General features: G+C 68.9%; 19 protein-coding genes and 1 tRNA gene. 6 read left to right on the forward strand and 14 right to left on the reverse strand.

Annotation, left to right across the window (positions count from 1 at the left end):
* Positions 1 to 83: 83 nt before the first annotated feature.
* Both WFI52_RS12075 and WFI52_RS12080 read left to right on the forward strand, forming a co-directional pair.
* Entirely contained in the window at positions 84 to 2117 is a 2034-nt protein-coding gene (locus WFI52_RS12075) for a DUF262 domain-containing protein (protein WP_336627264.1), read from the forward strand.
* 67 nt (positions 2118 to 2184) lie between these two features.
* Positions 2185 to 2907: a phosphatase PAP2 family protein gene (locus tag WFI52_RS12080; protein ID WP_336627265.1), complete on the forward strand. Its 723-nt coding sequence runs from the start codon at positions 2185 to 2187 to the stop codon at positions 2905 to 2907.
* 112 nt (positions 2908 to 3019) lie between these two features.
* On the opposite strand, the gene WFI52_RS12085 is transcribed toward WFI52_RS12080, so the two are convergent.
* The 3 genes from WFI52_RS12085 to WFI52_RS12095 all read right to left on the reverse strand — a co-directional run bounded on the left by WFI52_RS12085 (position 3020) and on the right by WFI52_RS12095 (position 7226).
* Positions 3020 to 5380, reverse strand: coding sequence for an FdhF/YdeP family oxidoreductase (locus WFI52_RS12085; protein WP_336627266.1), 2361 nt, complete (start codon positions 5378 to 5380; stop codon positions 3020 to 3022).
* Positions 5377 to 6285 (reverse strand): formate dehydrogenase accessory sulfurtransferase FdhD, encoded by a 909-nt coding sequence (fdhD, locus tag WFI52_RS12090; protein WP_336627267.1) that lies wholly within the window; start codon positions 6283 to 6285, stop codon positions 5377 to 5379. The genes WFI52_RS12085 and fdhD overlap by 4 nt, the downstream gene beginning before the upstream one ends.
* A 296-nt stretch (positions 6286 to 6581) precedes the next feature.
* Positions 6582 to 7226 (reverse strand): Fic family protein, encoded by a 645-nt coding sequence (locus WFI52_RS12095; RefSeq protein ID WP_336637414.1) that lies wholly within the window; start codon positions 7224 to 7226, stop codon positions 6582 to 6584.
* A gap of 338 nt (positions 7227 to 7564) precedes the next feature.
* Between WFI52_RS12095 and WFI52_RS12100 the strand changes: the two genes are divergently transcribed.
* The gene (locus WFI52_RS12100; protein WP_336627269.1) at positions 7565 to 8977 is read left to right on the forward strand and encodes a plasmid pRiA4b ORF-3 family protein; all 1413 of its coding nucleotides are present in this window, start codon (positions 7565 to 7567) and stop codon (positions 8975 to 8977) included.
* A 45-nt stretch (positions 8978 to 9022) separates the two neighbouring features.
* Here the strand turns inward: WFI52_RS12100 and mobF are convergent, their stop codons facing one another.
* The 4 genes from mobF to WFI52_RS12120 form a co-directional block, all read right to left on the reverse strand.
* Positions 9023 to 11503, reverse strand: coding sequence for a MobF family relaxase (gene mobF, locus WFI52_RS12105; protein ID WP_336627270.1), 2481 nt, complete (start codon positions 11501 to 11503; stop codon positions 9023 to 9025).
* A 695-nt stretch (positions 11504 to 12198) separates the two neighbouring features.
* Positions 12199 to 13404: a tyrosine-type recombinase/integrase gene (locus tag WFI52_RS12110; protein ID WP_336627271.1), complete on the reverse strand. Its 1206-nt coding sequence runs from the start codon at positions 13402 to 13404 to the stop codon at positions 12199 to 12201.
* Complete coding sequence (locus WFI52_RS12115; RefSeq protein WP_336627272.1) at positions 13397 to 13597, reverse strand: helix-turn-helix domain-containing protein; 201 nt, start codon at positions 13595 to 13597, stop codon at positions 13397 to 13399. Before WFI52_RS12115 ends, WFI52_RS12110 begins: the two co-directional genes overlap by 8 nt.
* Positions 13598 to 13787: 190 nt before the next feature.
* A tRNA-Gln gene (locus WFI52_RS12120) sits at positions 13788 to 13859 on the reverse strand.
* A 116-nt stretch (positions 13860 to 13975) separates the two neighbouring features.
* Here WFI52_RS12120 and WFI52_RS12125 point away from each other — a divergent pair.
* Positions 13976 to 14506 carry a hypothetical protein gene (locus WFI52_RS12125; RefSeq protein WP_336627273.1) on the forward strand — a complete coding sequence of 177 codons (531 nt, stop codon included), beginning with the start codon at positions 13976 to 13978 and terminating at the stop codon, positions 14504 to 14506.
* 76 nt (positions 14507 to 14582) lie between these two features.
* Positions 14583 to 16610: an ArnT family glycosyltransferase gene (locus tag WFI52_RS12130; RefSeq protein WP_336627274.1), complete on the forward strand. Its 2028-nt coding sequence runs from the start codon at positions 14583 to 14585 to the stop codon at positions 16608 to 16610.
* A gap of 1 nt (position 16611) precedes the next feature.
* Here the strand turns inward: WFI52_RS12130 and gltX are convergent, their stop codons facing one another.
* Both gltX and WFI52_RS12140 read right to left on the reverse strand, forming a co-directional pair.
* Positions 16612 to 18126, reverse strand: a complete 1515-nt coding sequence (gene gltX / locus WFI52_RS12135) for a glutamate--tRNA ligase (RefSeq protein ID WP_336627275.1) — start codon at positions 18124 to 18126, stop codon at positions 16612 to 16614.
* Positions 18127 to 18136: 10 nt separating this feature from the next.
* Positions 18137 to 19075 (reverse strand): LysR family transcriptional regulator, encoded by a 939-nt coding sequence (locus WFI52_RS12140; protein ID WP_336627276.1) that lies wholly within the window; start codon positions 19073 to 19075, stop codon positions 18137 to 18139.
* 79 nt (positions 19076 to 19154) lie between these two features.
* Between WFI52_RS12140 and WFI52_RS12145 the strand changes: the two genes are divergently transcribed.
* The gene (locus WFI52_RS12145) at positions 19155 to 20207 is read left to right on the forward strand and encodes an aminotransferase class V-fold PLP-dependent enzyme (RefSeq protein WP_336627277.1); all 1053 of its coding nucleotides are present in this window, start codon (positions 19155 to 19157) and stop codon (positions 20205 to 20207) included.
* A gap of 23 nt (positions 20208 to 20230) precedes the next feature.
* Here WFI52_RS12145 and WFI52_RS12150 read toward each other — a convergent pair whose 3' ends face one another.
* The 5 genes from WFI52_RS12150 to WFI52_RS12170 are packed head-to-tail and all read right to left on the reverse strand — an operon-like array spanning position 20231 to position 25983.
* Positions 20231 to 21481, reverse strand: a complete 1251-nt coding sequence (locus WFI52_RS12150) for an MFS transporter (RefSeq protein ID WP_336627278.1) — start codon at positions 21479 to 21481, stop codon at positions 20231 to 20233.
* A complete protein-coding gene (locus WFI52_RS12155) occupies positions 21478 to 22245 on the reverse strand; it encodes a fumarylacetoacetate hydrolase family protein (protein ID WP_336627279.1) in 768 nt (255 codons plus the stop codon). The genes WFI52_RS12150 and WFI52_RS12155 overlap by 4 nt, the downstream gene beginning before the upstream one ends.
* A 1-nt stretch (position 22246) precedes the next feature.
* Positions 22247 to 23350 (reverse strand): branched-chain amino acid aminotransferase, encoded by a 1104-nt coding sequence (locus WFI52_RS12160; RefSeq protein WP_336627280.1) that lies wholly within the window; start codon positions 23348 to 23350, stop codon positions 22247 to 22249.
* Between the two features lie 34 nt (positions 23351 to 23384).
* A complete protein-coding gene (locus WFI52_RS12165) occupies positions 23385 to 24437 on the reverse strand; it encodes a 3-isopropylmalate dehydrogenase (RefSeq protein ID WP_336627281.1) in 1053 nt (350 codons plus the stop codon).
* The gene (locus WFI52_RS12170) at positions 24400 to 25983 is read right to left on the reverse strand and encodes an MFS transporter (protein ID WP_336627282.1); all 1584 of its coding nucleotides are present in this window, start codon (positions 25981 to 25983) and stop codon (positions 24400 to 24402) included. Before WFI52_RS12170 ends, WFI52_RS12165 begins: the two co-directional genes overlap by 38 nt.
* Positions 25984 to 26012: the final 29 nt, after the last annotated feature.

Consider the following 26012-nt stretch of genomic DNA (forward strand, 5'->3'; position numbering starts at 1 on the left):
GCCCGACTTAGGCAAGCCTACAGAGCGGTTCTGTGGACGCGAATAGACTCGTCGGAGGTTTCCGAGGAGCGTTTTCGAAGAGCATGAGCACCGTCACCCCCGTCATCGCCGCGAACGTCGAGGCCACCGCCGTGAGCACGATCGCCTGGCTCGCGGCATCCGAAACGACGATCGTCGTGCCGGTGTATCAACGCCAGTACCGGTGGGACATCGGAGGCTGCGAGCAGCTGCTGAACGACATCCGCACCGTCGCGGATGCGGGGGCGGACGACACCCACTTCATCGGCTCGATCCTGTCGACCGCCGCGTCATCCGACGACGAAGGCGCCCATCTCGTGCTGATCGACGGACAGCAGCGCCTGACGACGCTCATGCTCCTCGTCGCAGCTCTGCATCACACGCTGCGCGACGAAGACCCGACCCTCGCCGCCGAGCTGCTCCGCGTGCTCGTGCGCGACGACGACCCCACGCGCACGAAGCTGCGCCCGCATCGCGCGTGGGCGGAGGTCTTCGAGAGTGTCGTACTCGACCGCCGGGCCCCCGGCGAGGCCGCGCGCCAGTCACGGTTCGACGACAACTACGCGTTCTTCCGCAGCCAGATCCGCGTGGACGAGGCCGCTCATCTGTGGCGCGGACTCGCGAAACTCGAACACGTGTCGATCAGTCTGGGCCCGGCGGCGAACGCGCAGCAGACGTTCGAGAGCCTGAACTCCACGGGAGAGCCGCTCCGGGACCACGAGCTCATCCACAACTACGTGCTGATGGGTCTCACCCACGCCCAGCAGAGCGAGATCGAGAACGACTTCTGGGTGCCGATCGAGCGGGCCACCGGCGAGCAGATCGGCGCGTTCTGGCGGCACTACTTGATCATGCTGACCGGGCGAGAGGTGGCTGTCGCCGGCGAACGCGGCGTCTACGACGCCTTCCGTCATGAATTCCCCCGCCTCGACCTCGCGACGCTCCGCACCCGCGCGGCCACGTGGCGCCGCTTCGCCGAGATCTACGGACTGCTTCTGGACCCTCGCCGGAGCGAGGATGCCGAGGTCTCACGCCAGATCGAATACCTCAACACCTTCGGGCGCGGCGTCTATCCGCTCGTTCTGCGGCTGTACCGAGACTACGACGACGGCGCGCTCAGCGCAGACGAGCTCATCGTCTCGCTCGAGCATCTGCAGTCGCTGCTCCTGCGACGCAAGATCGCGGGACTTGCGACCGACCGTCTCGTCGCGCGACTGTGCCGCGCCGCGAGTATCGGTCGCGACGAGCTCGTCCGCGCGATCGCGCGCATCACCCCCTCCGACGAACGCACCCGTGTCGGTCTCAAGTACGGCGACCTCCCGCACCCCAACTACGTACTGGGGCGACTTGCCGGTACCCCGACAGCCGGACTCGATCTGGATCACATCGCCCCCGTGGCCCCGTCCGATGATTGGTCCCCGGACGGCAACCGCCGCTGGGCGGAGCTCTCGGACGATGAGCAGAACAGCTTCCGCGCCCTGACGCAGACGCTCGGGAACCTGACGCTTCTCGAGCAGCCGCTCGCCGACCGCGCCTTCGACGCCGCGTTCTCCGCGAAACGCGACGTCTATCGAGCGAGCGACGTGGATCTCAGCCGCGAACTGGCGGCGGTGGATGCCTGGAGCACCGCGGCGATCGCGGCGCGCACAGCGCGCCTGACCGAGCACTTCCTCGAGGTCTGGCGCCGCCCCGCGGTCGTCAGTATCGACGACGACGACCTCACCCCCATCTTGGACGCCAAGAAGCGTCGTGGGTGGCCCCGCGGCTGGGAGCGGGAGTTCGACTACGTCGAGTTCCGCGGGGAGCATTGGGAGGTTCCGGATGTGCGGTACCTCTTCAACCGCATCTTCCGGCGGCTGTGGACCGAGTCGGAGGCCTCCCGCCGGAGCGTCATCGACTTCAGCGCCCGCCGTGGCGGCCCGGTGTATCCCGCGATGGCCTGGAACGGCCAGTGGGACGAGATCGCGCCCGGGCAGTTCCTGTACATGGGGTGGGACTCGAAGTACATGCTCACCGCCGTCCAGGGCGTGCTCGACGAGGCAGGCTGGGCGAGCGAGGTCTTTGTGAAATACAGCTACATCGGCGATGCGATGGCGTGAACGGAGCGATGAGATGACGAAGCGCGCACGAACCGAATCCCGGCGGTGGCGCGGCGTGGCGCGTCAAGTGGACACGCTCGACGTGGCCGTCTTCGACGCCGTGGCGCACACGTCGTCTCCGCTGCTGGATGCCACGATGCCGCGACTCACGCGCGCCGCCGACCGATCGGTGCTGTGGATCGCGATCGCGGGCGCGCTCGCGCTCAGCCGGCGGCCACGCGCCCGGGCCGCGGCGGTGCGGGGACTCGCCTCGATCGCGGTCACGAGCCTCGTGGCCAACCAGGTCTCCAAGCGTCTCCACCGCCGACCCCGTCCCTCGATCACGCAGGTACCCGCGCAGCGACTGGCGCATCGCATCCCGACCTCGACGTCGTTCCCGAGCGGGCATTCCGCCAGCGCGATGGCTTTCGCCGCGGGCGCGTCGGCCGAATGGCCTGCGCTGTCCGTTCCGCTGCGGGCGCTCGCCGGACTCGTCGGATTCTCCCGCGTCGCGACGGGCGCGCACTATCCGGGCGATGTCGCCGCCGGCTTCGCTCTCGGTGAGGCGATCGCGTGGCTGACGGGGACGATGCCGCCGATGAGGACCGTCGCAGCGGCCGATGGCACATGCCAGTCCGCATGCCGCTCCGCGCCGCCGCGGCGCCACCGGGCGATCGCCCAGCCGAGCACGACGACGGCGGCGACCACCCGCAGCGCGGTCGGTCCGAGCACTGTCGACACTGTCGCCCACAGCGCCGTCCAGCCGGGGATAGCGTCCCCGGCGCGCCCCGCCGCCGCTGCGACCGAGTGATCGATCGCGATCACCGGCATCCACCCCGCCACGACACTCACGAGCGCCGCGATGAACACGGCGCCCGCGGACACGGCGGTCAGGCGAGCGACCAGAGCGTATCGGGAGGCCGTCAGACTCGCCGCTCCCCCGCGACCGCGGTGATCCGCACCCGGATCGACTTCATGAGCGGTTGATCGCTCTGCGTCGAGTAGTCGGCGGCGCCGATCAGCACGTTGAGCTCCGGCATGTACCCTGCCGCGCTCCCCCGTGGCAGGTTGTACCCGAGCGCGCGAAAGGCGTGGACCGACCGTTCGCTGCCATCGCGCGACGTCGCGACGATGTCGACGAGGTCACCCTCCTCCAGCCCGCGCTCGCGCATGTCCTTGCGGTTCATCAGCACCATCTCGCGGATGTTCCGGACGCCGCGATACCGGTCGTCGTTGGAGTAGATCGTCGTGTTCCACTGGTCGTGCGAGCGCATCGTCTGCAGGACGAGCACGTCGGAATCGGCGGGGATGACATCCGGAAGCGGCGCGTGCGAGAACTCCGCGCGCCCCGACGGCGTCCGGAAGTCACGCTCGCGCGCGGGCTGCGGAATGCGGAACCCATAGGGCCGACGGACGAGTTCGTTGAAGCCCTCGAACCCGGGCAGGACCTCCGCCATCACATTGCGGATGCGGTCGTAGTCGGCGACGTAACGGTCCCAGGGCGTGCGACTGTCCGGAAGCGTCGCCTTCGCCATCCCGGCGATGATCGCGGGCTCGCTGCGCAGGTGCGCAGAGGCGGGGCGACGTGTCCCGATCGAGAGCTGGACGGAGCTCATCGCGTCCTCCGTCGATACGCCCTGCACGCCCGAGACCTGCTCGTCGCGCTCGGTGCGTCCGAGACACGGCAGGATCAGCGCCTTCTCCCCGTGGACGAGGTGGCTGCGGTTGAGCTTCGTGCTCACCTGCACCGTGAGGGCGCACTGTCGCAGCCCTTCGGCGGTGAAGACCGGATCGGGGACGGCGCGCGCGAAATTGCCGCCCATGCCGACGAACACGCGCACGTCTCCGCGGTGCATCGCCGCGAGGGTGTGCACGGTGTCGAGACCTCGTCCGCGTGGCGAGTGGATGCCGCATACTTCGTCGAGGCGCGCGAGGAAGGCCTCGCTCGGGTTGTGGTCGATGCCGCACGTGCGATTGCCCTGCACATTGCTGTGCCCGCGCACGGGCGACGGGCCGGTCCCCGGCCGGCCGATGTTTCCGCGGAGCATCAGGAGATTCACGATCTCACGGACGGTGTCGACCCCGTGCTCGTGCTGGCTGACGCCGAGGCACCAGCTGATGACGGTGCGCGCGGCGCCGATGTAGACGTCGGCCGCTCCGCGGATCTGCTCCTCGCTGAGCCCGGACTGGGTGACGAGATCGCTCCACGGCGTGGCCTCGACGAGCGCACGGTACTCGTCGACACCGTGCGTGTAGGCATCGAGGAACTCCCGGTCGAGCACGGACGGGTCCGATGCGGCGGCCTCGAAGACGGACTTCGCCATCCCGCGGATGAGCGCAAGATCACCGCCGGGTCGCACCTGCAGGGTGCCGGTCGCGGTGTCCGTCGTCTTGAACCGCGCCATATCGAGGATCTCGTGCGGCACGATCGTGCGCGTCGCGCCCGCTTCGATGAGCGGATTGACGTGGATCACCTGCGCGCCGCGGTCGACCGCTTCGGCGAGACTCGTCAACATGCGGGGAGCGTTGGATGCCGCGTTCACCCCGAGCACGAAGAGGGCATCGCACTGTTCCCAGTCCTCGAGCGACGCCGTGCCCTTGCCCGTCGCGAGCGAGGCATTGAGAGCACGCCCGGAGGCCTCGTGGCACATGTTCGAGCAGTCCGGCAGATTGTTGGTGCCGAACTCGCGCGCCCACAGCTGGTAGAGGAACGTGGCCTCGTTGCTGAGTCGGCCGGACGTGTAGAACGATGCCTGGTCGGGGCTGTCGAGCGCCCGCAGCTCCGCGCCGACGAGGGCGTAGGCGTCCTCCCAGGAGATCGGCACGTAGCGGTCGGTGTCGGCGTCGTAGACCATCGGCTCGGTGAGCCGGCCTTGGTCTTCGAGGTCGAAGTCCGTCCACGACGCGAGCTCGGTGACCGTGTGCGCGGCGAAGAAGGCGCGGTCGACGCGCTTGCGCGTCATCTCCCACGTGACGTGCTTGATGCCGTTCTCGCAGATGTCGAGGGCGACGCCCTTGTCGTCGGGCCAGGCACATCCGGGGCAGTCGAATCCGCGGACCGGGTGGTTCATCGTGAACATGGCGCGGGTGCCGATGACCGGTTCCCTTGTGCGCAGGAGCACCTGCCCCACCGAGAGGGCCGCGCCCCAACCGGCGGCGGGGTGGTGGTAGGGCGAACTCGACCAGGGGCGGTCCGTCGCGGGGCCGAAGCCGCCCTGACGAGGCTTGTCGGGCATGAGGCCCAGCGCGGTGCGGCCCGAGTTCGCGGCATCCTGCCCGGTCATCGAAAGTTCCTTCCTGAAGGAGCCGTCGTCACTGCCGACGCGGCAGCGATGCGGGCGTCGAGGTCTTCCTGCGTCGAGCGCAGACGGTCTGCGCGCGCGTAGACGTTCATCGTGTCTCCCCGCAGGAACCCGACGAGAGTGATGCCCGCCCGCTCGGCGAGCTCGACGGCGAGCGAGGACGGCGCGGAGACCGCGGCGAGCACGGGGATTCCGGCCATCGCGGCCTTCTGCACGAGTTCGAAGCTCGCACGCCCCGACACCTGCAGCACCGTGCCGCGCAGCGGCACCCGGTCCGACAGCACCGCCCAGCCGATCACCTTGTCGACGGCGTTGTGGCGCCCGACGTCCTCCCGCACGACGAGGAGCTCGCCGCTCACCGCGTCGAAGAGCGCCGCGGCGTGGAGGCCCCCCGTCTGGGTGAAGGCGTCCTGCCGCTCGCGGAGGCGGTCGGGAAGCCGCACGAGGTCCTCGACCATGACGCGCACCTCATCGGATGCCACGTCATAGTGCGACACCGTTTCGACCGTCTCGATGCTCGCCTTGCCGCAGACACCGCACGAGCTCGTCGTATAGAACGCACGGGTCTGGGCGGGAGACGGCGCACGCACACCCGTTGCTAGCGCCACATCCAGCACGTTGTATGTGTTCTCAGCGCCACCTGTCCCGGGGCCGCCGCAGTGGATGGCTCCGGCGAACTCACCACCGTGGGCGATGATCCCCTCCGACACGAGGAACCCGGCTGCGAGCTCGACGTCGTGGCCCGGAGTGCGCATCGTGACAGCGAGCGGGGCACCGGCGATGCGGATCTCCAGCGGTTCCTCCACCGCGAGAGCGTCCGGACGGCGCCGGACGGGTCCTCGCACGTCGATCCGCAGCACCGGCTTGCGCGTCGTGATCCGCCCCATGCTCAGGGAGCGTACTGGAGTCCGGCGTGCGACGCGCCGCGCCCGACCGGCGACGCCAGATGACGAAAAGCCCGGACCACTGATCACTCAGTGTTTCCGGGCTTTTGCTTGCTGGGGTACCTGGACTCGAACCAAGAACAACTGAGAGCCGCCTGGCCGGGCAAAGCCCCGAATCGGTGGAGTTCCCCGTAATTTCAGGGATCTCATGGGGTCGAGTCTACCGCGGGCTACCGACAGCTACGCAGTGATTCGTGCTGATTCGCGCCGCTCGGGAGGGTTTCTGGTCACCAATCTGGTCACCGGTTCTCGATGTCATCGAGCCGTTGGACGGGCACGAACGCGGCGAGCGGTTTCGGATCTCTGGTGAGGTCGTACTCGCGCAGCAAGGCGATGTATCGGCGCTTGTCGATGTCCCAGTCGTACGTCTCTGCGATCGCCTCCGCGTCTTGCGCGGCGAGGAACACCAGGTCGGCGAGCAGGCGCGTCGTTCGCCCGTTCCCGTCGACGAAGCCGTGGATGCGGACGGTCTCGGCATGCACGGCGATGCCGAGTTCGCGTGCTGTCCAGTCGTCGGTGTGCTCCCACCGGTACCGGATGTTGTCGAGCGATCCGCGGAGCTCGACGGCGATGTGCTCGGGTTCGACGCCGATGTTGAGATCACGCGTTCGGTATCGGCCTGCCCACGTCCACAAGTCTCCGTAGAGCTTCTGATGCAGGTCACGGAGGAACGCGTCCGTGAGAATATCGGCGAGCACGAGTCGCCCGTCGGCGATGTCATCGAGCAACGCGATGCTGACCTCATCGTTGATCGCCTGCTCGGCCTCGTAGAGGTCGATCTTCTTCGGCTCATCGCCGAAGATTTCACGAGCCTGCGGGGTGAGGGCGTCTGCTTCTTCCGGGTCCAACGGCGTTTCGCCGTAGCCGGGCTCAACACCCCTCAAACGCGCTGCTTGCGCGCGGCGAGGAAGCGCTCGACCCGTTCAGAGCGACTGACACCGACCGGCACCGATCTGTTCTCCAACGCTGCCGACGCCCGCGTGGAACGCAGAGCGGCACGATGAAGCGCCTCACGAGTGACGTCCTTGCGCTTCATATGCTCACCTCCGGGAGAACAAGATCGACTTCATTCTATCGTGCCGACTCCCTCCTGGTGGGGCGCTGTGCACGCGCCGCCCCCGGCACTTCCCTGACCAGCAGTTGGGCGGAAACCGACGTGCTCCGCGAGAATTGATCGCGATGGCGCATCCCGACGTGATGTGCCCGAGCCGGGAGAAGGAAGATGGCATCCGAGAAGTTCGAGGCACCGGATCTTCAGAAGTTCATCGCCGCGCTGCGCCCTGACGCCGATCATCTGGACGACCTCTGGCGTCGTCCCGAGCCGCAACTCCTCCCAGTGCCGTCGGTGGTGCGGGGTTTCCGCATCCGTATCGATCTGCAGCGCACGAAGCCGCCGGTGTGGCGACGTATCGAGGTGCCCGGCGACATCCTCCTCCCGCGGTTGCACGAGGTGATCCAGGCGGCGATGGGATGGACCGACAATCACCTACACCGCTTCCGCACGAGCAATGGCCGGAACGCTCCCGAGTTCCTCACGCAGTTCGACCTCGATGAGGGCGACGAGGGGATGCTCGAAGACGAGGTGCGTCTCGATCAGGTCATCGCCGACGAGGGCGATCGCCTCTGGTACGACTACGACTTCGGCGATGGCTGGTCGCATATCCTGCGCGTCGAGAAGGTGCTCGACAGCCCACCTCCGGCACCGGTGTGCGTCGGCGGGAAGCTCGCCTGCCCGCCAGAGGACTGCGGCGGAGTCTGGGGTTACAGCGAACTCGCGGACTGGGTGCGCAGCGACTACGACGACGTCCTCCGTCCCGAGGTGTTCGAGAACGCTGAGCAAGGACGCGCGTGGTTGCCCGACGGCTGGCATCCCGATGTCTTTGACATCGATGAGACGAACGAGCTCATCACCGCCGCCACCGCGGAGCCGATCCCGGTCGTCGAGGAACTCGAGTCTCTGCTCGAACTGGCGCGAAACCGCGGCGCACGCGGCCTGCGCGACGCGCTCACGCATCCATCCGCATCCGGTGCCACTGATATCAGCACCGACGAGGGCCCCGATCTCACCGAGCCGTTCCGTGTGCTCCTCGACGTCGTCGGGGACGGCGTGGCGCTCACCAGCGCCGGGTATCTGAAGCCCGCCGCCGTCGAGCAGATCGCACACCGCACAGGCATCACCGAATGGTGGATCGGCAAGGCCAACCGCGAAGACCTCACCTGGCCCGTCTGGGAACTCCGCGCCACGGCACGAGCGCTGGGACTCGTGTCGGTGCGCAAGGGCCGCATCGCCCCGACTCAGGCCATCGCCAAACGCCGAGATGACCCGCGCGCGATCCTGCGGCACATCACCGGCCGGCTCCCGCTCGGAACAACCCCCGCCGAGCGGCACGCCGGATGGATGGCGCTCACCGTCGTCGCGAACGAGACACCCGCTGAACTGTGGGAAGCGAGCATCAGCGAACTCATGCTCGATCTCGGCTGGCGCGACCGCGAGGACCCCTACCGTGCCCCCTCACCTCAGAGTCCCACGCTCGACGCGCTCCACCTGCTCGCGGGGGCGATGCGGGTGCACTGGCGGCCCAGAGGCGTGAACACGGCTGTCGCAGCCGTCGCCCGGGCCGTCATACGGGGCTGACCGTCTGGTCACCAGATCAGGTGCCGCGAGGTCCGGCAGAAACCGTCACAGTTCCGCCCTACCTGTAGCCGATTCGGTCGGCTCAGACGGTGCGCCGGATGCCGTGCTCCAATTCCGTTCGACGGGGCTCCACAGGGCGTTGGCGTCGAGCCCGCCCAGGGCCGGGTCGACGAAGTCGTCAGCAAGATGCGCATCCTCGGCCACGTACTCCGTGGGCAAGGTTACGGTGCGCTGCTGCTTACGACCGTTGCCGATCTCGACGACGCTCAGCGCACCGTCGTTGCCGACGTGCTGCACTGTCCAGGTCTGCCGGTTGGCAACGCCGAGAGCGGACTGGTTGCGGCGAGTCTGGATCACGTCCCCGACACCTATTGGTAGGCCGTCGCTGCCGAACACCGTCCGCGCGTCATCGACCTCGCCGCGGTCGACCCGCTCGGCACGGATGCGTTCGTTCAGCGACCGGGCCTCGTCGTTTGTCGCAGCGGTGATCGTATCCGCTGGGTGCGTCGTCCTGGCAATGTTCTCCCGCACGTCGTGGTCGGTGTCGTGCAGGACGATCAGTCCACACTCGTTCAGTCGATCGAAGATCGCGACGGGGTTGCGGGCATGCCGCAGCTCGAGCGTGAGCGCCGCATAGGCGGGGTCGGTGAAGCGGTGCAGGCTCGTCATATCGACGACTGCTGGGGTGAGCTTGGCGGCGATGTCGAGAACGCCTCCGCGACCGACCGCGGAGAGTTGCGCCCGGTCTCCGACGAGGGCGACAGTCGCCCCGGCCTCGTCCGCGACGTGCAACAGGGCGAGGGCGGAGTCTTGGTCGAGCATCCCTGCCTCGTCGACGACGATCCGCTCACCTCGCGCGAGACGTGCCTCCTGCACCGGCCCCCGGTAGGTGCTTCCGGTTTCGGGATCGGCATCACCGGGCCGCAGGCGCGTCCACACGCCGTCGTTGTTCCACCGGAATCCATGCGCGTAGACGAGCGCAGCAACGGAGTCGCTCGGGATGCCGAGTTCCTGGGCAGAGACGTCGGCGGCCTTCTTCGTCGGCGTGACGACCCGCATCTCACGACCGTCCACGGCTGCGGCGGCTATGGCTGTCTTGAGCATCGTTGTCTTGCCCGACCCCGCGGCGCCTTCGACCACGACGAGCGGGTCGGGGGATGCGACGACGGCGGCCGCCCGCTCCTGGTCATCATCCAGGTCCGCCAGCACCGCAAGCTCGTGTAGGTCCGGGATGCGCTGGTTGGACTTCTCCGCGCGTGCGGTGAGCAGGTCGCGCAGCTCCGTCTCGGCAGCGACGACGCGCAACGACGTCAGATGCGCGACGTGCTCCGGCTTCGGCGCACCGGGTGGGAAAACGGAGAGGCAATCCGATGCTGCGAGCTGCGTCGCCAGTTGTACGAACTCTCGCAGCTCCTCGGGTGTGGCTTGCACGCCGTGCTCGGTGGTGATGCGGGTGACGTGCTCGCGCAGCGTATGCGCCGTCCACGCCGATGCGCCAGCCGCCGCACGGTCAAGTGCACGAGATGCGACTTCCTCGATGCGCAGCTCGTCGAGCGCAACCGGTGCAGGCCTGTGCGCCCGTGGTTCATCCGGGCTGTAGCCTGCGTCTTCAAGCTCCGCACGCCAACCGGCCTCGCTGCCGAGCACCGTCGGTTTCTTCCCTGGGCGTTCGTGCTCCCACGCCTTCGCTTTCAGCCGCGCCCGCACGACCGGCCCGGGTTCCTCGCCGGGATGCGCAGCTTCCCATTCGGCCTCGAAGGCGGCGAGGTTGCGTTCGACCTGCGCACCGCGCTTCGACAGGGCCGCGTTGAACGGCTCCAGCTCTGCCACCTCTCCCGTCACCGGGTCGAGCGTGAGCCCGAGCTTGTCGAGCACCGCCGCAAGCCGCGGGTGCGCAGCGATGATCGCGGTGCCGAGAGCGCGGACAGCGCCCTGCTGCTTGAACAGTGCTGCGGTGTCCAGACCGCGCCACTTTCCCGCGGCGTAGACGCGAGTGCCGATCTGGAAGTGGATGTGCCGATGCGGGTCACCCGCTCGGCTGGTCTTGTGCGTGACGGCGATGGTCTGGAGCCGCTGCACCGGCACGACTTCTCGTGCGTGCCGAGGCCCGATTCGGGTGACCGAGTGCTGGGCGAGCCAGCGTCGGATCTCCTCCGCCGCATCCTGTTGCGCGGCGTCGAGAGCGTCGGAGACCTCCGGATGCAGGGCGGCGGCGATGGAGAGAGACTTCGGGGCGTTGATCACCATCTCCGCGAACCGCGGCGAACCCCGCATGCCCTCGCCCGCGCCGCGCGGGGTTCCCATCGAGGTGCCGCTGATCGGGTCCGTCCAGTCGACCCATGCGGCGTACTGCTCCGGGTTGAGCGTGCGCCCCTCGATGACCTCGCCCGCGACGTCGGTGACGGTGAACCCCGGGAGCGCGGTGCCGCCCTCCAGGTAGTACTCGTCGGCGGTGGATCTGTCGGACTCCAGGTACCGGCGCGCAGCCGTGCCGGTACCGCGGAACAGGATCACGCCGCCTTTCACCCCGGGCCTCCTCACGAGTCGTCTCATGAGGGAGGTGCGCACGCCCCACCCGCGGTGGCATACGTCCATGAATGAATCTGAGGAGATACGCGTGGTGCGACCGTCTGGGCAGGGGCGCAGATGAAAGGGCGAGACGATCGGGGCAGAGTGGCGACGGTCGTTCCGGGAGCGCCGCCCATGGTCGCGGCGCGCTGGTGACGCGCGGGCGTCGTTGAGCCGAACGATGCAGCCGAGCGGCTCTATGACGACCTCAGGGGCTCATCTGTTTGCGGACGCGAACCGGACAGCGCGAGGCGGTCGTTCGCAACGTCACGAGGTGCGGAGGCGACCGCTTCAGGCTACGGTTCGACGGTCCCGGCAATTTTCCGGGGCCGTCAGTGAAGGGCGTGCGACGCCGACCAACACGTTTATCCGCGTCGTCCACGGTGCCGTCAAATTGACGGAGCCGTCCGGCTTCCCAAAGTATGGATGGCCGAGTCCTCGTGCGGTGGTGGCAAGTTGACACCGCCTGCAATCCCGGGGCTCGGTCTTCGTGGTGGTGCAAGACTTGCGCCACCACGGTGGTTGAGATTCCACACCGCCGCCGCACGCTCATGGACTTGTGGTGCAGGTACGTTACCTCTCCTCCCGCACAGGTGCAAGGCTTCGGTGAGAAGGTACGCCGCGCCTCCCGCGCGATCGGCGAGCCTCATGACTCACGTCCCAAGGATCGTGTCGAGGATGTCGGCGGTGACGACATCAACTTGCTCGGCCGTGATGACGTAGCTGTTGCGTGTGACCATCTCGTTCGCATGCCCGAGCAGCCGTGACGCGATCGTGAGCCCCGCCGCGCGCTCCACGAGAGTCGCGGTGGTGCGCCGGTAGATGTGCGTCGAGTACTCATCCACGTTAACACCGAGACGCACGAGCTCATCACGGTTGTCGTCGATGAACGAGCGCAGTAGACGCTCGTAGTTCGACACGCTCATCGGCTTGCCGGTCTTCGTCGGGAACAGCAACGCCTCCAGCCTCTTCTCCGCGAGTGCGAGCCGGCGCCGCACTGCGTCGGCCGCAAGAGCGGGGAGCGCGACGCGACGACGTTGACGGGTACGCTTCGGGGCGTTCTTCCGCTGAATGCCCTGCGCCTTGTTCTGGATCACGGTGCCGTCGATCAGGATCGTCGGCGGGGCGGTGGTCATGTCCACGTCGCAGCGGCGCAGGCCGATGCACTCCCCCACGCGAGCGGAGGTGCCGAGCATGATGTCCATGCCGTCCACGAGCGCCCGCCAGTTCGGGCGCGGTCCCATGCCCTCCTTCTCCCGCCACCGGGTCATGAGGTCGCGGATCGCCTCGATCTGCTGCGGAGTGAGCATCGCGGTCTTCTTCTCCGGTGTCGGCATCCGCGTGACGTCGCGCACCGGGTTCGTCGGAATCGCGTCGTCGCGCACGGCGAACCCGCAGATGAGCGACAGCACCGAGCGCGCCTTCCGCGCCGACGACACGCCCCGGTCGGCGAGGAGATTCTGGATGATCCGGTCGCAGCGGCCGACCGTGAGCGCCTCCAGCGTGACGCCCCCACAGACGGGGACGAGCGTGAGACGGACGGTGGTCTCGTAGTTCTCATACGTTGACCACGACAGCGTGCCGTTCTCGGCGCGCACCTTCACCGTCGGCAGCCACGCCTCCGCCGCCTCCGCGATGGTCGATCCGGAGGTGACGATGGATTTCGTATGCGTGGTCAACGTCTTCGCGCGCGAAAGCAGTTCCTTGCGGGCGTCAGCCTCGGTAGCGCCCTCGGCACGGAGCTGCACCAGTTCGCCGGAGTCGTCGCGCATCCGGGCGCGTGCCCGCCACTTGCCGCTCGCGAGCTGGGTCACCTGCACCTGGCCGACCTCGCCCGCAGCGATCTTCGGCCTAGCCATGACGCTGCTCCCGCGCCCAGGCGAGCACGTCGTCGCGGTCGTACTTGACGTGCCGGCCGAGCTTCGGCCACGGCGGCCCAGACCTCGTGAGGCGCCAGCCTTCGAGCGTGCGCTCGGGCACGCCCAGCAGCACGGCCACCTCAGCCTGGGTCAGGAACGCGGGCTCGACCTCGATGCGTGCATGAGCTTCCATGCCTGACAGGTGCGGAGCGCGTACCCACGCGAACGAGCGGGGGCGAGTGCGTACCTCATCAGCAGAGACGACCACGAAACGCGCCCCGTGGGGGTTTCTGGTCACCAATCTGGTCACTGGACGCCAGATCGGGCCATTAGACGGAGTGAGGAGGGAGCCGGACTTCCTAGAGAACTCTAGCGATTCGTTGCTGGGGTACCTGGACTCGAACCAAGAACAACTGAACCAGAATCAGCCGTGTTGCCAATTACACCATACCCCAAGGGGTTCCGACCGAAGTCGTACCGAGGGTCTAGCTTAGCCCACGACCAGCGAGCACGCCAAAACGGCCGGCCCCTCCTCTTGTCCGGGCGGGCTCGCGTCCTCCACACTGTGCTCATGTCGCTGACGCGCCCTCTCGTCCTCGGTATGCTCGCCCTCGCCGCCGTGCTGTGCGCGGGTTGTTCGGCCGGCGCTGATGCACCGGCCGACTCCGCGGCGTCCGCTCCGCCGGCTGCCGCATCGCCAGCCGCGGGAGACTCCGGCGCTGCGGGGGGCGGCTCCTACGGATGTACCGACGCGATGATCGCCTACATGGACGCCAACGGGTACAGCGATCCGACGCCGCACGACTCGTCCGAGTTCACTCTTCCCGAGGCATCCACGCCGTCGATCCTCCCCACCTGCTACGTCGACGACGAGTTCGGCAGCGCGCATCGCCGGGGAGCGATGTTCACCGGCGACACGGACGCCGCACTGACCGCGGTCGGCGCCGCCTTGACGGCCGCGGGCTATCGGCAGAGCACCGGCTACGGCACGTCGATCTGGTGGCTCGACGGCGCGGACCCGAGTTCGGCACGCTACGCCGTCGGGGCCGGTCCGCAGACCGTCGACGGTCAGACCGTGATCTGGATGACCTGGGCCGAGTGACGCCGGCATAGGGGCTCTCAGCCGACGCATACCCCGTTCGCGGCACGCGCATCGCCCACCGTCCTAGCGTCACGGCGTGACGATCGCCCGTGTCTCCCCCGCGAACCTCACGTCGCGCGTCGCCGCGCACATCCCGACGTCGACTCGCCGCCGCCGGGTGTGGAACATCGGCGTCGTCGTCCTCGCGCTCGGTGCGCTCGCACTGACCGCCTGGGGCGTCGGGGGGTCGATGTCCGATTACTACGCGTCGATCGCGCTGTCGATGAGCGGGAGCTTGTCCAACTTCTTCTTCGGCGCGCTCGACCCCGCCGGCACGGTGACGCTGGACAAGATCCCGGGCTCGTTCTGGATCCCGGCGCTGTTCGTGAGGGCGCTCGGCTTCTCGCCCTGGGCGGTCATCGTGCCGAACGCGCTCGCCGCGACGGCATCCGTCGTGATCACCGCCGTCACGGCGCGCCGTTGGGCCGGCTCCGTCGCGGGTCTCGTCGCCGGCGGGGTCGTCGCCACCACGCCGATCCTCGTGGCGGTCGCGCGGTCGAATCAGCCCGAGACGTTCTTCGTCCTCTGCCTCGCGCTCACCGCGTGGGCGGCGACGAGAGCGCTCGAGCGGCGCAGCCTCGGGTGGCTCGTGCTGGCCGGCGTGTTCATCGCGGCCGCGTTCCAGACGTACATGCTCGAGGCGTGGGCGGTCTGGCCGGCACTCTCCGTCGCCTACCTCTGCACGCGGCAGAGCTGGTCGCGCCGAGTCGGTCACCTCGCCATCGCCGGTGTCACAAGCATCGCGCTCTCGCTCACATGGGTCGTGGCCGTCTCCCTCGTCCCGGCTTCCGGCCGTCCGTACATCGGCAGCACGCTCACCAACGGCCCGTGGGAGATGGTGTTCGGCTACAACGGTCTCGGGCGGTTCGGCTCGTCGACGGCGGATGCCTCGGCCTACCGCTCGTTCACACCCCCCTTCTCCGGCGAGCCGTCGGTCCTGCGGCTCCTCAATGAGAACCTGGCTGCACAGATCGGGTGGATGCTCCCGGTCGCGATCACCGCCGCCGTCATCCTGTTCGTCCTGCGCTTCGATCGCGCGCTCACGCTCTTCGGTACCGTGTGGTTCGCGACGTTCGCCGCCATGTTCTCCGCCGTGGCAGGGATGCACCAGTTCTACACGGCTTCGCTCGCCGTTCCGGTGGCCCTGCTCGTCGGAGCGGCCTTCGCGATCGCACGACGTCGACACGCCCTCTGGGCGCAACTCGCCCTCATCGGGATCGCCGCCGTGACGGCCATCGGCATCGGGTTCGTCGGCAACGGCGGAGCCGCGTTCCTCGCGCCGGTCGCCGTCGTGCAGCTCGTCGTCGCGGCCGTCGCCGGTGCGCTCGCCATCTGGGAGTGGCGCCGCGGAGTGCGGATGCCGATCGCCGCAGTCGTCGCCGCGGTCGCGCTCGTCGTGAGCCCGGCGGCGCTGGCGGTGGTGACGATTTTTACACCCAACTCCACCAACCCCGTCGCCGGCGGCATCTCGGCGATGAGCGGCGGCGGGTTCGGTTCGGGCGCACTCACGCGCGGCGGAAGCGCGGCGGCGAACGGCAGCCCGGGCGCAGCACCCGGTGCCGGCCCCTCGCGTGGCTCCGGTGGTCCAGCTCTGGACGGTGACGGAGCGGCTGGGCAACGCGGAAAGGCATCCCGGGACGGCGGCGGAGCGTCAGGCACACAGTCGGCGCCGACCGATACACAGACAGTCGCCTGGCTCACCGCGCACGTCGACGGTGGTCGGTACCTCGCCGCCGTCTTCGGCGCCCAGGCGGCGGCGAGGCTCATCATCGCATCGGACGGCGGCTCATTCCTTCCTGTCGGAGGGTTCAACGGCGGCGACCCCGTGCCGACGCTCGACGCCTTCCAGAGGATGGTCGCCGACGGCGACGTGACGTATGTCGTGACGTCGAGCGGAGACGGTCGCGGAGCGGGCACCGCCTTCGGCGCGGGGAACGGCAACGCCGCACCCACGGATCCCACGACGGGCTCGACGACCAGCGCTCAGATCCGATCGTGGGTTCTGCAGAACTGCACCGCGGTCACGGATGCCCCGGTGAGCGACCTGTACGACTGCGCCGGCTGAGTCAGCCGATCTTCTCGACGAGCGCGCCGAGCCGGCGGACCGACTCGCCCTTACCGAGGAGCTCCATCGACTCGAAGAGCGGCGGCGACACCCGACGACCGCTCACGGCGACGCGCAGGGGTCCATACGCGACGCGGGGTTTGAGGCCCAAACCGTCGATGAGGGCACCACTGAGGGCTTCCTGCACGGCCGCAGCCGTAAAGCCGTGCTCCGGCACGAGTTCGAGGGCGCCCACGGACGCCACGAGGACCTCGCCCGCGTTCGCGGGAAGACCCGCGACGGCGTCGTCGTCGTAGGAGACCTCGTCCCGGAACAGGAAGCCGAGGAGCCCCGGCGCGTCGCCGAGCAGCTGCATACGCTCCTGCACGAGGGGGGCGGCGGCATCCAGTGTCGCCTGCTGCTGCGCCGTCGGTGGATTCTCGACGACACCGGCTCCGGCGAGATAGGGAACGAGCCGCGCCGCGAAGTCCTCCGGCGCGAGAAGGCGGATGTGGTCGCCGTTGATGGACTCGGCCTTCTTCTGGTCGAAGCGGGCAGGGTTCGGGTTGACGTCGGCGATGTCGAAGGCGGCGACGAGCTCGTCGCGCGTGAACACATCGCGGTCGGCGGCGATCGACCAGCCGAGGAGCGAGAGGTAGTTCACCAGACCCTCGTGGATGAAGCCCTTCTCGCGCAGAAGGAACAGATCCGCCTGCGGATCGCGCTTGGAGAGCTTCTTGGTGCCGGTCTCCCCCAGCACGAGGGGCATGTGACCGAATCGCGGCACGAAGTCGGTCACGCCCGCGTCATTGAGGGCCGCATACAGTGCGAGCTGACGCGCCGTCGACGGCATGAGGTCCTCGCCGCGGATGACGTGGGTGATGCCCATCAACGCGTCGTCCACCGGGTTCGTGAAGGTGTAGAGAGCCTGCCCGCCCGCGCGCACGACGACGAAGTCGGGGAACGATCCGGCGGGGAAGGTCACCTCGCCGCGGATGAGGTCGACATAGGTGACGTCGTGGTCGGGCACGCGCAGCCGGTAGGCGGGCTCGCGTCCCTCCGCGCGGAAGGCCGCTCTCTGCTCGTCGCTGAGATCGCGGTCGAAATTGTCGTAGCCGAGCTGCTTGGCGCGACCGGCGGCCTCGTTGCGCGCGTCGATCTCGTCCGCGGTCGAATACGACTCGTAGACCGCGCCCGAGGCGATGAGCTTCTCCAGTACCCCGGCGTAGATCTCGCCGCGCTCAGACTGACGGTACGGGGCGTGCGGGCCGCCCTTCTCGACGCCCTCGTCCCAGTCGATCTCGAGCCAGGTGAGCGCGTCGACGAGCTGGCGGTAGCTCTCCTCGCTGTCGCGCGCGGCGTCAGTGTCTTCGACGCGGAAGATCAGCTTGCCCCCCGTGTGGCGCGCATACGCCCAGTTGTAGAGGGCGGTGCGGACCATGCCGACGTGCGGAAGACCCGTCGGCGACGGGCAGAACCGAACGCGGACGTCGGCTCCGGTGGCGGTGGTGGTACGGGGATCGATCGCGGCAGACATCCCCCCCAGTCTAGGCGCCACCGGTGCGCGCGCCCGCGGCGGGAAGCACGTCGCGCAGCGCCGTCAGCGCGGCGGCGAGCGACGGCACCCGTTCCGACCCCTGCGCCGTGATGACGTGCAGACGTCGGGCCTCGGCGAGCGGCAGCGGGGCCGTCGCGATGCCGGGCAGCATCGGAAAGGAATCGAGTGCCATGCGCGGGAGGGTGGCGACGCCGATGCCCTGAGCGACGAGTCCCTCGACCGCGACGTAGTTGTCGGTTTCGAAGCCGATGCGCGGGGCGAAACCCGCCCTTTCGCAGAGTTCGAGGAGATGCCCCCGGCAGCGCGGGCATCCGGCGATCCACGTTTCGTCGGACAGATCCGCGACGCCCCGGACGGGCGCATGTGCGGCGGGGAGGACGAGCATGAGGTCGTCGCGACCCGCGCTGCGTACCGAGAGCCCGCGGGCGCTGTGGCGATGCGGATCGTCGCGGTCACCCGGATAGCTGAACGTCAGGGCGATATCGGCGCGGTCTTCGCGGATGGCCTGGACGGCTTCCGGTGGCTCGGCCTCGAGGTAGGTGACGGCGATGCCGGGATGGGAGATCGCGAGCGCCGCGAGGAGGCGCGGGACGAGAACGGGCGACGCCGACGGGAATGCGACCAGCCGCACGAGGCCCGTGCGCAGACCGCGCAGCTGCGCGAGCTCCTCCGCGGCCGCCTCGACCGCCAATGCGACGGTGGGCGCGTGACGCGCGAGCACTCGCCCGGCCTCGGTGAGACGCACCCCGCGCCCCACCCGCTCGACCACGGCGATCTCGAGCCGGGCTTCGAGGCGGCGCAGGTGCTGGCTGATCGCCGGCTGGCTGTATCCGAGCGCGGCCGCGGCGCCGGTGATCGATCCGGTATCCGCGATCGCCCGCACGATCCGCAGGCTCTGCACATCGAGATCGGCGGCCGCATCCGTCATTGACACATCATCTCACGTCATGCATGTCATCGGAATGATGCCGTAGATGTATGTGAGGGGAGTCGGGAGGCTGGATGACATGACGACAGCGACCCGCAGCGCGCTCGACGAACTGCGTGCACAGTTCTCCAACACGAACGGGTACCTCGCCGCGTGCACCGCGGGACTCGTGACGGCCGGCACGCGCGACGCGATGACGGCGGAGTACGCGCGACGGCCGGACATCGCGGAGTACTGTCGCGCGGTCGAGGCCTCCCGCGGGCACCTCGCCGCTCTCGTCGGTGTCTCACCCGATCGGGTCGCCATCGGGTCGCAGACGTCGGTGCAGGGCTCCCTTCTCGCCGCCGGGGTCGACCCGGGGGCGGAGGTGCTCGTCCCCGAAGACGAGTTCTCGTCGCTCGTGCTGCCTTTCGTGCATGCCGGCCGTGGCATCCGCGTGCGCACCGCTCCCCTCGCACAGCTCGCCGAGGCGATCTCGCCCGAAACCGCCCTCGTGGCGTTCTCGCTCGTGCAGTCGGCTTCCGGCGAGGTCGCCGATATCGACGCGATCGTCGGGGCCGCGGCTCGCGTCGGCGCTCGAACGGTATGCGACGCGACACAGGCGGTGGGCTGGATGCCGGTCGATGCAACGCGCGTCGACGCCCTGGTGTGCCATGCGTACAAGTGGCTATGCTGCCCGCGCGGTGTCTCCTTCCTGGTTCTGTCCGCAGAGTACGCGCGGGCGCTGACCCCCGTGCACGCCGGGTGGTATGCGGGAGATGATCCATGGTCCTCGTGCTACGGCGGAGACGCGGAACTCGCCCGGTGCGCACGCAGATTCGACGTCTCGCCGGTCTGGCAGGCGTTCGTCGGCGCGGAGCCTGCGCTCGCGGCCTTCGCCGCGGCACCCATGGCCGATGTGTTCGCGCACGTGACGGCTCTCGCGGCGGACTTCCGTTCGCGGCTGGGCCTCGTCGAACCGGAGCGGCCGAGTGCGATCGTGACGTGGCCGGATGCCGCAGGCGACGCGCTTGCGGCACTCACCGCGGCGGGGATCGTCGCCTCCGGGCGCGTGGGCAAGGCCCGCGTCGCGTTCCACGCATTCAACGATCGGGGCGACGTCGACCGAGCGGCTCGAACGCTCGGGCGCTGAAACGCGTCGATCGAAACGCAGATCTAGACGCCGTGCTCCCGGGCGACGGGCGCAGTGCGGCGCGCGTACGGCGACAGCACCGTGACGGCGACGACCACGACGAGGGCGACGAGGGCCAGCCCGCCGTAGCCGATCCCGGAGAGGACGACACCCGCGAGCACGGCGCCGACGGCGGCGCTGAAGGTCATGATCGTGTCGCTGAGCCCCTGACGGCGAGGGCGCAGGGCGGTCGGAGAGCTCTCCGTCAGCAGCGCAGCTCCTGCGACCGTCGCCGCACTCCACCCCGCGCCGAGAAGGAAGAGAGCCGCGAGGACCGCCCACTGCGAGTCGGGCGCGATCGCGGCGAGCAGAAGGGCCGCGGCGAGCAGCGTCTGCCCGACCAGGATGGTGGCGATCCGGCCCGCCCTGTCGGCCAGGAGTCCGAACAACGGCGACAAGCCGTACATGCCGAAGACGTGGAGCGCGATCGTCGTGCCGACGACCAGGGTCACGTGAGCGGGCGCAAGGTGCGCCAGATGCACCGGGGTCATCGCCATGACGGAGGCCATGACCACATGCGAGCCGGCGACAGCGAAGATCGCGTAGCGCGCGGCGACCGGACGGTCGGACTCCACGATGTGCTCGCGACGCGCCTCGCCGGTGAGCGCCAGTCGCTGCGCGACGAGGAGAGGGTCGGGGCGGAGCGCGGCGACGTACAGCGCGAACGCGGCGACCTGAGAGACGATTGAGAACGCGTATGCGCCGGTGAGCGGCGGCATGCCGATGAAGGCCCCGAACGCCTCGCCGGGCGTGAGCAGCAGCGGACCCGCGACCGCTCCGATCGTCGTCGCCCACACCACGACGCCGAGATCCCGCGCGCGACGCGACGAGTCCGCGAGGTCGGTCGCGGCGAATCGGGACTGCAGATTGCCGGCGTTGCCGGCACCGATCAGAATGACGCCGACCAGCAGCAGCGGAAACAGCCGCTGCGCCGCCGCCGTGATCACGACGGCGATGCCGACGAGGGCGAACAGGTTGCCGAGAGTCAGGGCGACACGTCGCCCTCGTCGAGCGGCGAGTCGAGCCAGCGGGATCGCGCAGAAGGCGGCGCCGAGGGTGACGGATGCCGTGGCGAGGCCCGACAGTGATTCCTGTCCGGAGAGGTCGGCCGCCAGGAGCGCACCCAGCGAGACCGTCGCGCCGAAGGCGATTCCCCCGAGAACCTGACCGGCCGCCAGCACACCGACGGTCCGACGTTGGATCGCGGCGATCTGCGTCGAAGTAGGATCCGTCACGCGTCGCGGACGGGGTTGCGGAGCGTCCCGAGTCCTGTGATCTCGACCTCGACGACATCACCCGCAACGAACGGGCCGACGCCGGCGGGCGTGCCGGCGAGGATGACGTCGCCCGGCAGCAGAGTGAACGCGTGCGACGCGTAGGAGATGAACTCGGCGACCGAGTGCACCATCTCCCCCAGCGAGCCGTCCTGACGCACCTCCCCGTTCACACGCGTCGTGATGCGCACGTCGGGTCCGGGCGTGAACTCGGTCTCGATCGCGGGTCCGAGCGGGCAGAAGGTGTCGAATCCCTTGGCACGCGCCCACTGCCCGTCTGTCTTCTGCAGGTCGCGCGCCGTCACGTCGTTGCCGATCGTGTAGCCGAAGACGTAGTCCAGAGCATCCTCGACCGAGACGTTCTTCGCGACCCGACCGATCACGGCGGCGAGCTCGCCCTCGTAATCGGTGCGCTGCGACTGCGTCGGCCGCACGATCACGTCGCCCGGACCGATCACCGACGTGTTCGGCTTCAGGAACATCATGGGCTCCGCCGGCACCTCGTTGCCCAGTTCTGCCGCGTGATCGCGGTAGTTGCGCGCGATGCCGATGACCTTCGAGCGCGGGATCACGGGCGCCAGCAGAGCGACGTCTGCCAGCGAGACGCGCTCTCCCGTCGTGTCGAATCCCGCGAACAGCGGGTCGCCGGCAAGCACGACGAGGTCGGTGCCGTCGACGATGCCGAAGCGGATGGCGTCCTGGTGGCTGAAGCGGGCGACGCGCACGTCAGGCGTCCAGGCGCAGCAGCCAGTCGTGCGTGTCCTCGCGGCGACCGTACTGGATGTCGGTGAGCTCCTCGCGCAGTGACAGCGCGAGCTCGCCGAGCGGCTGCTCGTCGATGAAGTCCTTGCCTTTGAGCACGCCGATCGGAGCAACCACTGCCGCCGTGCCGCAGGCGAAGACCTCGACGATGTCGCCGGAGGCGACGCCCTCGCGCCACTCGTCGATCGAGACGGCGCGCCCCTCGACCCTGTGGCCGCGGTCGGCCGCGAGCTGGAGGATCGAGTCGCGAGTGATGCCCTCGAGGATCGAGTCGGACTGCGGCGTGACGATCGTCCCGTCCTTGTAGACGAAGACGACGTTCATGCCGCCGAGCTCCTCGACGTTGCGTTCCTGGTCGAGGAAGACGACCTGGTCGCAGCCCTCTTCGTACGCTTCGGCCTGCGGCAGAAGGCTCGCCGCGTAGTTGCCGCCGGTCTTCGCCGCTCCCGTGCCGCCCTTACCCGCGCGTGCGTAGTCCTCGCTCAGCCAGATCGACACGGGCTTCGCGCCGCCCTTGAAGTAGGCGCCGACCGGGGACGCGATGACGTAGTAGCCGACCTTGTTCGCCGGGCGCACACCGAGGAAGGCCTCCTTGGCGATCATGAAGGGGCGCAGGTACAGGCTCTGGTCCGCACCCGACGGCACCCACGCCCCGTCCACAGCGATGAGCTCGCGCAGCGACTGGATGAAGTACTCTACCGGCAGCTCCGGCAGCGCGAGGCGGCGGGCGCTGCGCTGCAGACGCTTCCCGTTCGCGTCGGGACGGAAGGTGTGGATGGAGCCGTCCGCATGGCGGTATGCCTTGATGCCCTCGAAGATCTCCTGCCCGTAGTGCAGAACGGATGCCGCGGGGTCGAGCGACAGCGGACCGTACGGCTGCACGCGAGGGCGATGCCACCCGCCACGGACCGACCAGCACACGTCGATCATGTGATCGGTGAAGGCGGTGCCGAACTGCGGATCGGCCAGCATCTCGGCGCGCTCGGCATCGCTCTTCGCGTTGAGGTTCTTCGAGACGGCGAACTCGAGGGGGGCGAGTCCGGCATCGGGGTCGTAGGTGAGGGTCATGATCATCCCTGTTTCGTGCGGTGGCGGATCCAGGCTACGCCTGCAGAGCCGCGACGATGGCGTCGCCGACCTGAGCGGTCGTGCGGGTGGACGCACCCCGTGCGGCGATGTCGTCCTCGACGGCGCGGGTGACGCGCTGAGCTTCGCCCGAGAGCCCGAGGTGATCGAGCAGGAGGGCGACGGACAGGATCGCGGCCGTGGGGTCGGCCTTCTGGGTCCCTGCGATGTCGGGCGCCGAGCCGTGCACGGGCTCGAACATCGAGGGGAACGTGCCGTCGGGATTGATGTTCCCCGAGGCGGCGAGACCGATGCCTCCGGTGACGGCGCCGGCCAAGTCGGTGAGGATGTCGCCGAAGAGGTTGTCGGTGACGATCACATCGAAGCGACCCGGGTTCGTGACCAGGAAGATGGTGGCCGCATCGACGTGGAGGTAGTCTACGACGACTTCGGGGTGCTCGGATGCCACAGCATCCACGATCCGCTTCCACATGCCGCCGGCGTGGACGAGGACGTTCGTCTTGTGCACGAGCGTCAGCTTCTTCCGACGCTTCTCGGCGGCGGCGAACGCGTAGCGCACGACGCGTTCGATGCCGTACGCCGTATTGACGCTCGTCTCGTTGGCGACCTCGTGCGGCGTACCGGTGCGGATCGATCCGCCGTTGCCGACGTAGGGCCCCTCGGTGCCCTCGCGCACCACGACGAAGTCGATCTCACCCGGCGCCGCGAGGGGGCCCGGCGCGCCCGGATAGAGCTTCGAGGGACGCAGGTTCACGTAGTGGTCGAGCGCGAAGCGGAGCTTCAGCAGGAGGCCCCGCTCGATGTTGGCATTCTTGAGACGCTCATCACCGGGGACTCCGCCGACGGCGCCGAGCAGGATGGCGTCATGGCCCGCGATCGCCGCGAGGTCGCCGTCGGTGAGCGTATCGCCGGTCTCGAGGTATCGCGCCGCTCCGAGCGAGAACCGGGTCTTCTCGAAGGCGACGTCGGAGCCCGCTGTCACCGCATCGAGGACCTTCTCGGCTTCAGCGACGACTTCGGGCCCGATGCCGTCACCGGGGATCAGTGCCAATCTGATGACGCGCGACATCGCTCTCCTCGCTGGTATGGGGTCTCGTACTCAGCGTAGCGGCCGCGATCACAGCCGCTGCGACGACGAGGCCCGCGCCCACGAGAGAGGTCACGACGACTCCGGAGTCGAAGGCGTGCGCCGCGGCGAGGCGCACCTGGTCGCCGAGCGCTCCCCCGAGCTGCTCGGCCACCGCCATGGCGCCCGCGAGAGTCTCGCGCGCGGCATCGGCGGCGCTCCCGGTGACCTCCGGGGGCAGCGTCATGCCGGTGCGGAAGAGGGAGGTCAGGATGCCGCCGAGGACGGCGGTGCCGAGGACCGCGCCCAGCTCGTACGCCGTCTCCGACACGGCGCTCGCGGCCCCGGCCTTCTCCGGCGGTGCGCTCGAGAGGATGAGATCGTTCGAGACCGTCTCGGCGGCACCGATGCCGAGACCGAGGAGCACGAAGGCGGCGACGAGAAGTCCGAGGTCGGCATCGGTCGCCGACAGCGCCACGAGCACGTACCCGGCAACGGAGAACGCGAGCGCCGCCGGCACGACGACGCGGGCATTCACGCGCGACGCGATCGGCACGACGACGAGCCCGGAGACGATCATCGCGACCATGCCGGGAACGAGCGCGAACCCGGCCTGCATCGGCGAGAGTCCGACGATCAGCTGCAGGTGCTGAGCGACGAAGAACAGGAATCCGACGAGCGCGACGACGCTCAGCAGGTTGACGAGCAGCGCGCCCGTGAACGTGCCCCGGGCGAACAGGCGCATGTCGAGCATCGGCACCTCCATCCGCAGCTGCCGACGTACGAACAGCGCGCCGAAGACGAGGCCGACGAGAACGAGCGCCGGGATCGTGAGGTCGAAGCCGTGCACCGCGGCCTCCTTGATCGCGAAGACGATCGGCACCATCGTCGCCATCGAGAAGACGATCGAGATCGGATCGATGCGGCCCGGGCGCGGGTCTCGGCTCTCCGGCACGAGGAGCGGGGCGAACACCAGGAGAGGGAGAAGCACGGGTACCGCCAGCAGGAACACCGAGCCCCACGCGAAGTGCTCGAGGAGAATGCCGCCGACGATGGGCCCCGCGGCTGCACCCGCCGAGAACATCGCCGCCCACACGGCGATGGCGAAGCGCCTCTGCTCGCGATCGGTGAAGATCGAACGCAGCAGCGACAGCGTCGACGGCATGAGCATCGCACCGAACACGCCCATTCCCGCGCGGGCGGCGATCAGCCAGCCGGCGCTCGGGGCGAAGGCCGCGAGGGCGGAGATCGCGGCGAATCCGATCGCACCGATCAGGAGCATGCGGCGGCGGCCGAAGCGGTCGCCGAGAGTCCCCATGGTCACGAGGAGACCGGCGAGCACGAGCGGGTACGCGTCGATGATCCACAGCTGCTGTGCGCTGGTCGGCCCGAGGTCGCGCGCGATGTCGGGCAGCGCGAAGCTCAGAACCGTGTTGTCGACCGAGACGAGCAGCACGGGGAGCATGAGCACGATGAGCGCCGCCCACCCACGCCAGCCCACCCGTCGACCCTGCGCGTCGGCGATCCGAAGTTCTTCCGTCAATGTCATTTCTACACCGTCCAGCCGGTATAGTAACA

The sequence above is a fragment of the Microbacterium sp. MMO-20 genome (assembly GCF_037147735.1).
GTDB lineage: Bacteria > Actinomycetota > Actinomycetes > Actinomycetales > Microbacteriaceae > Microbacterium.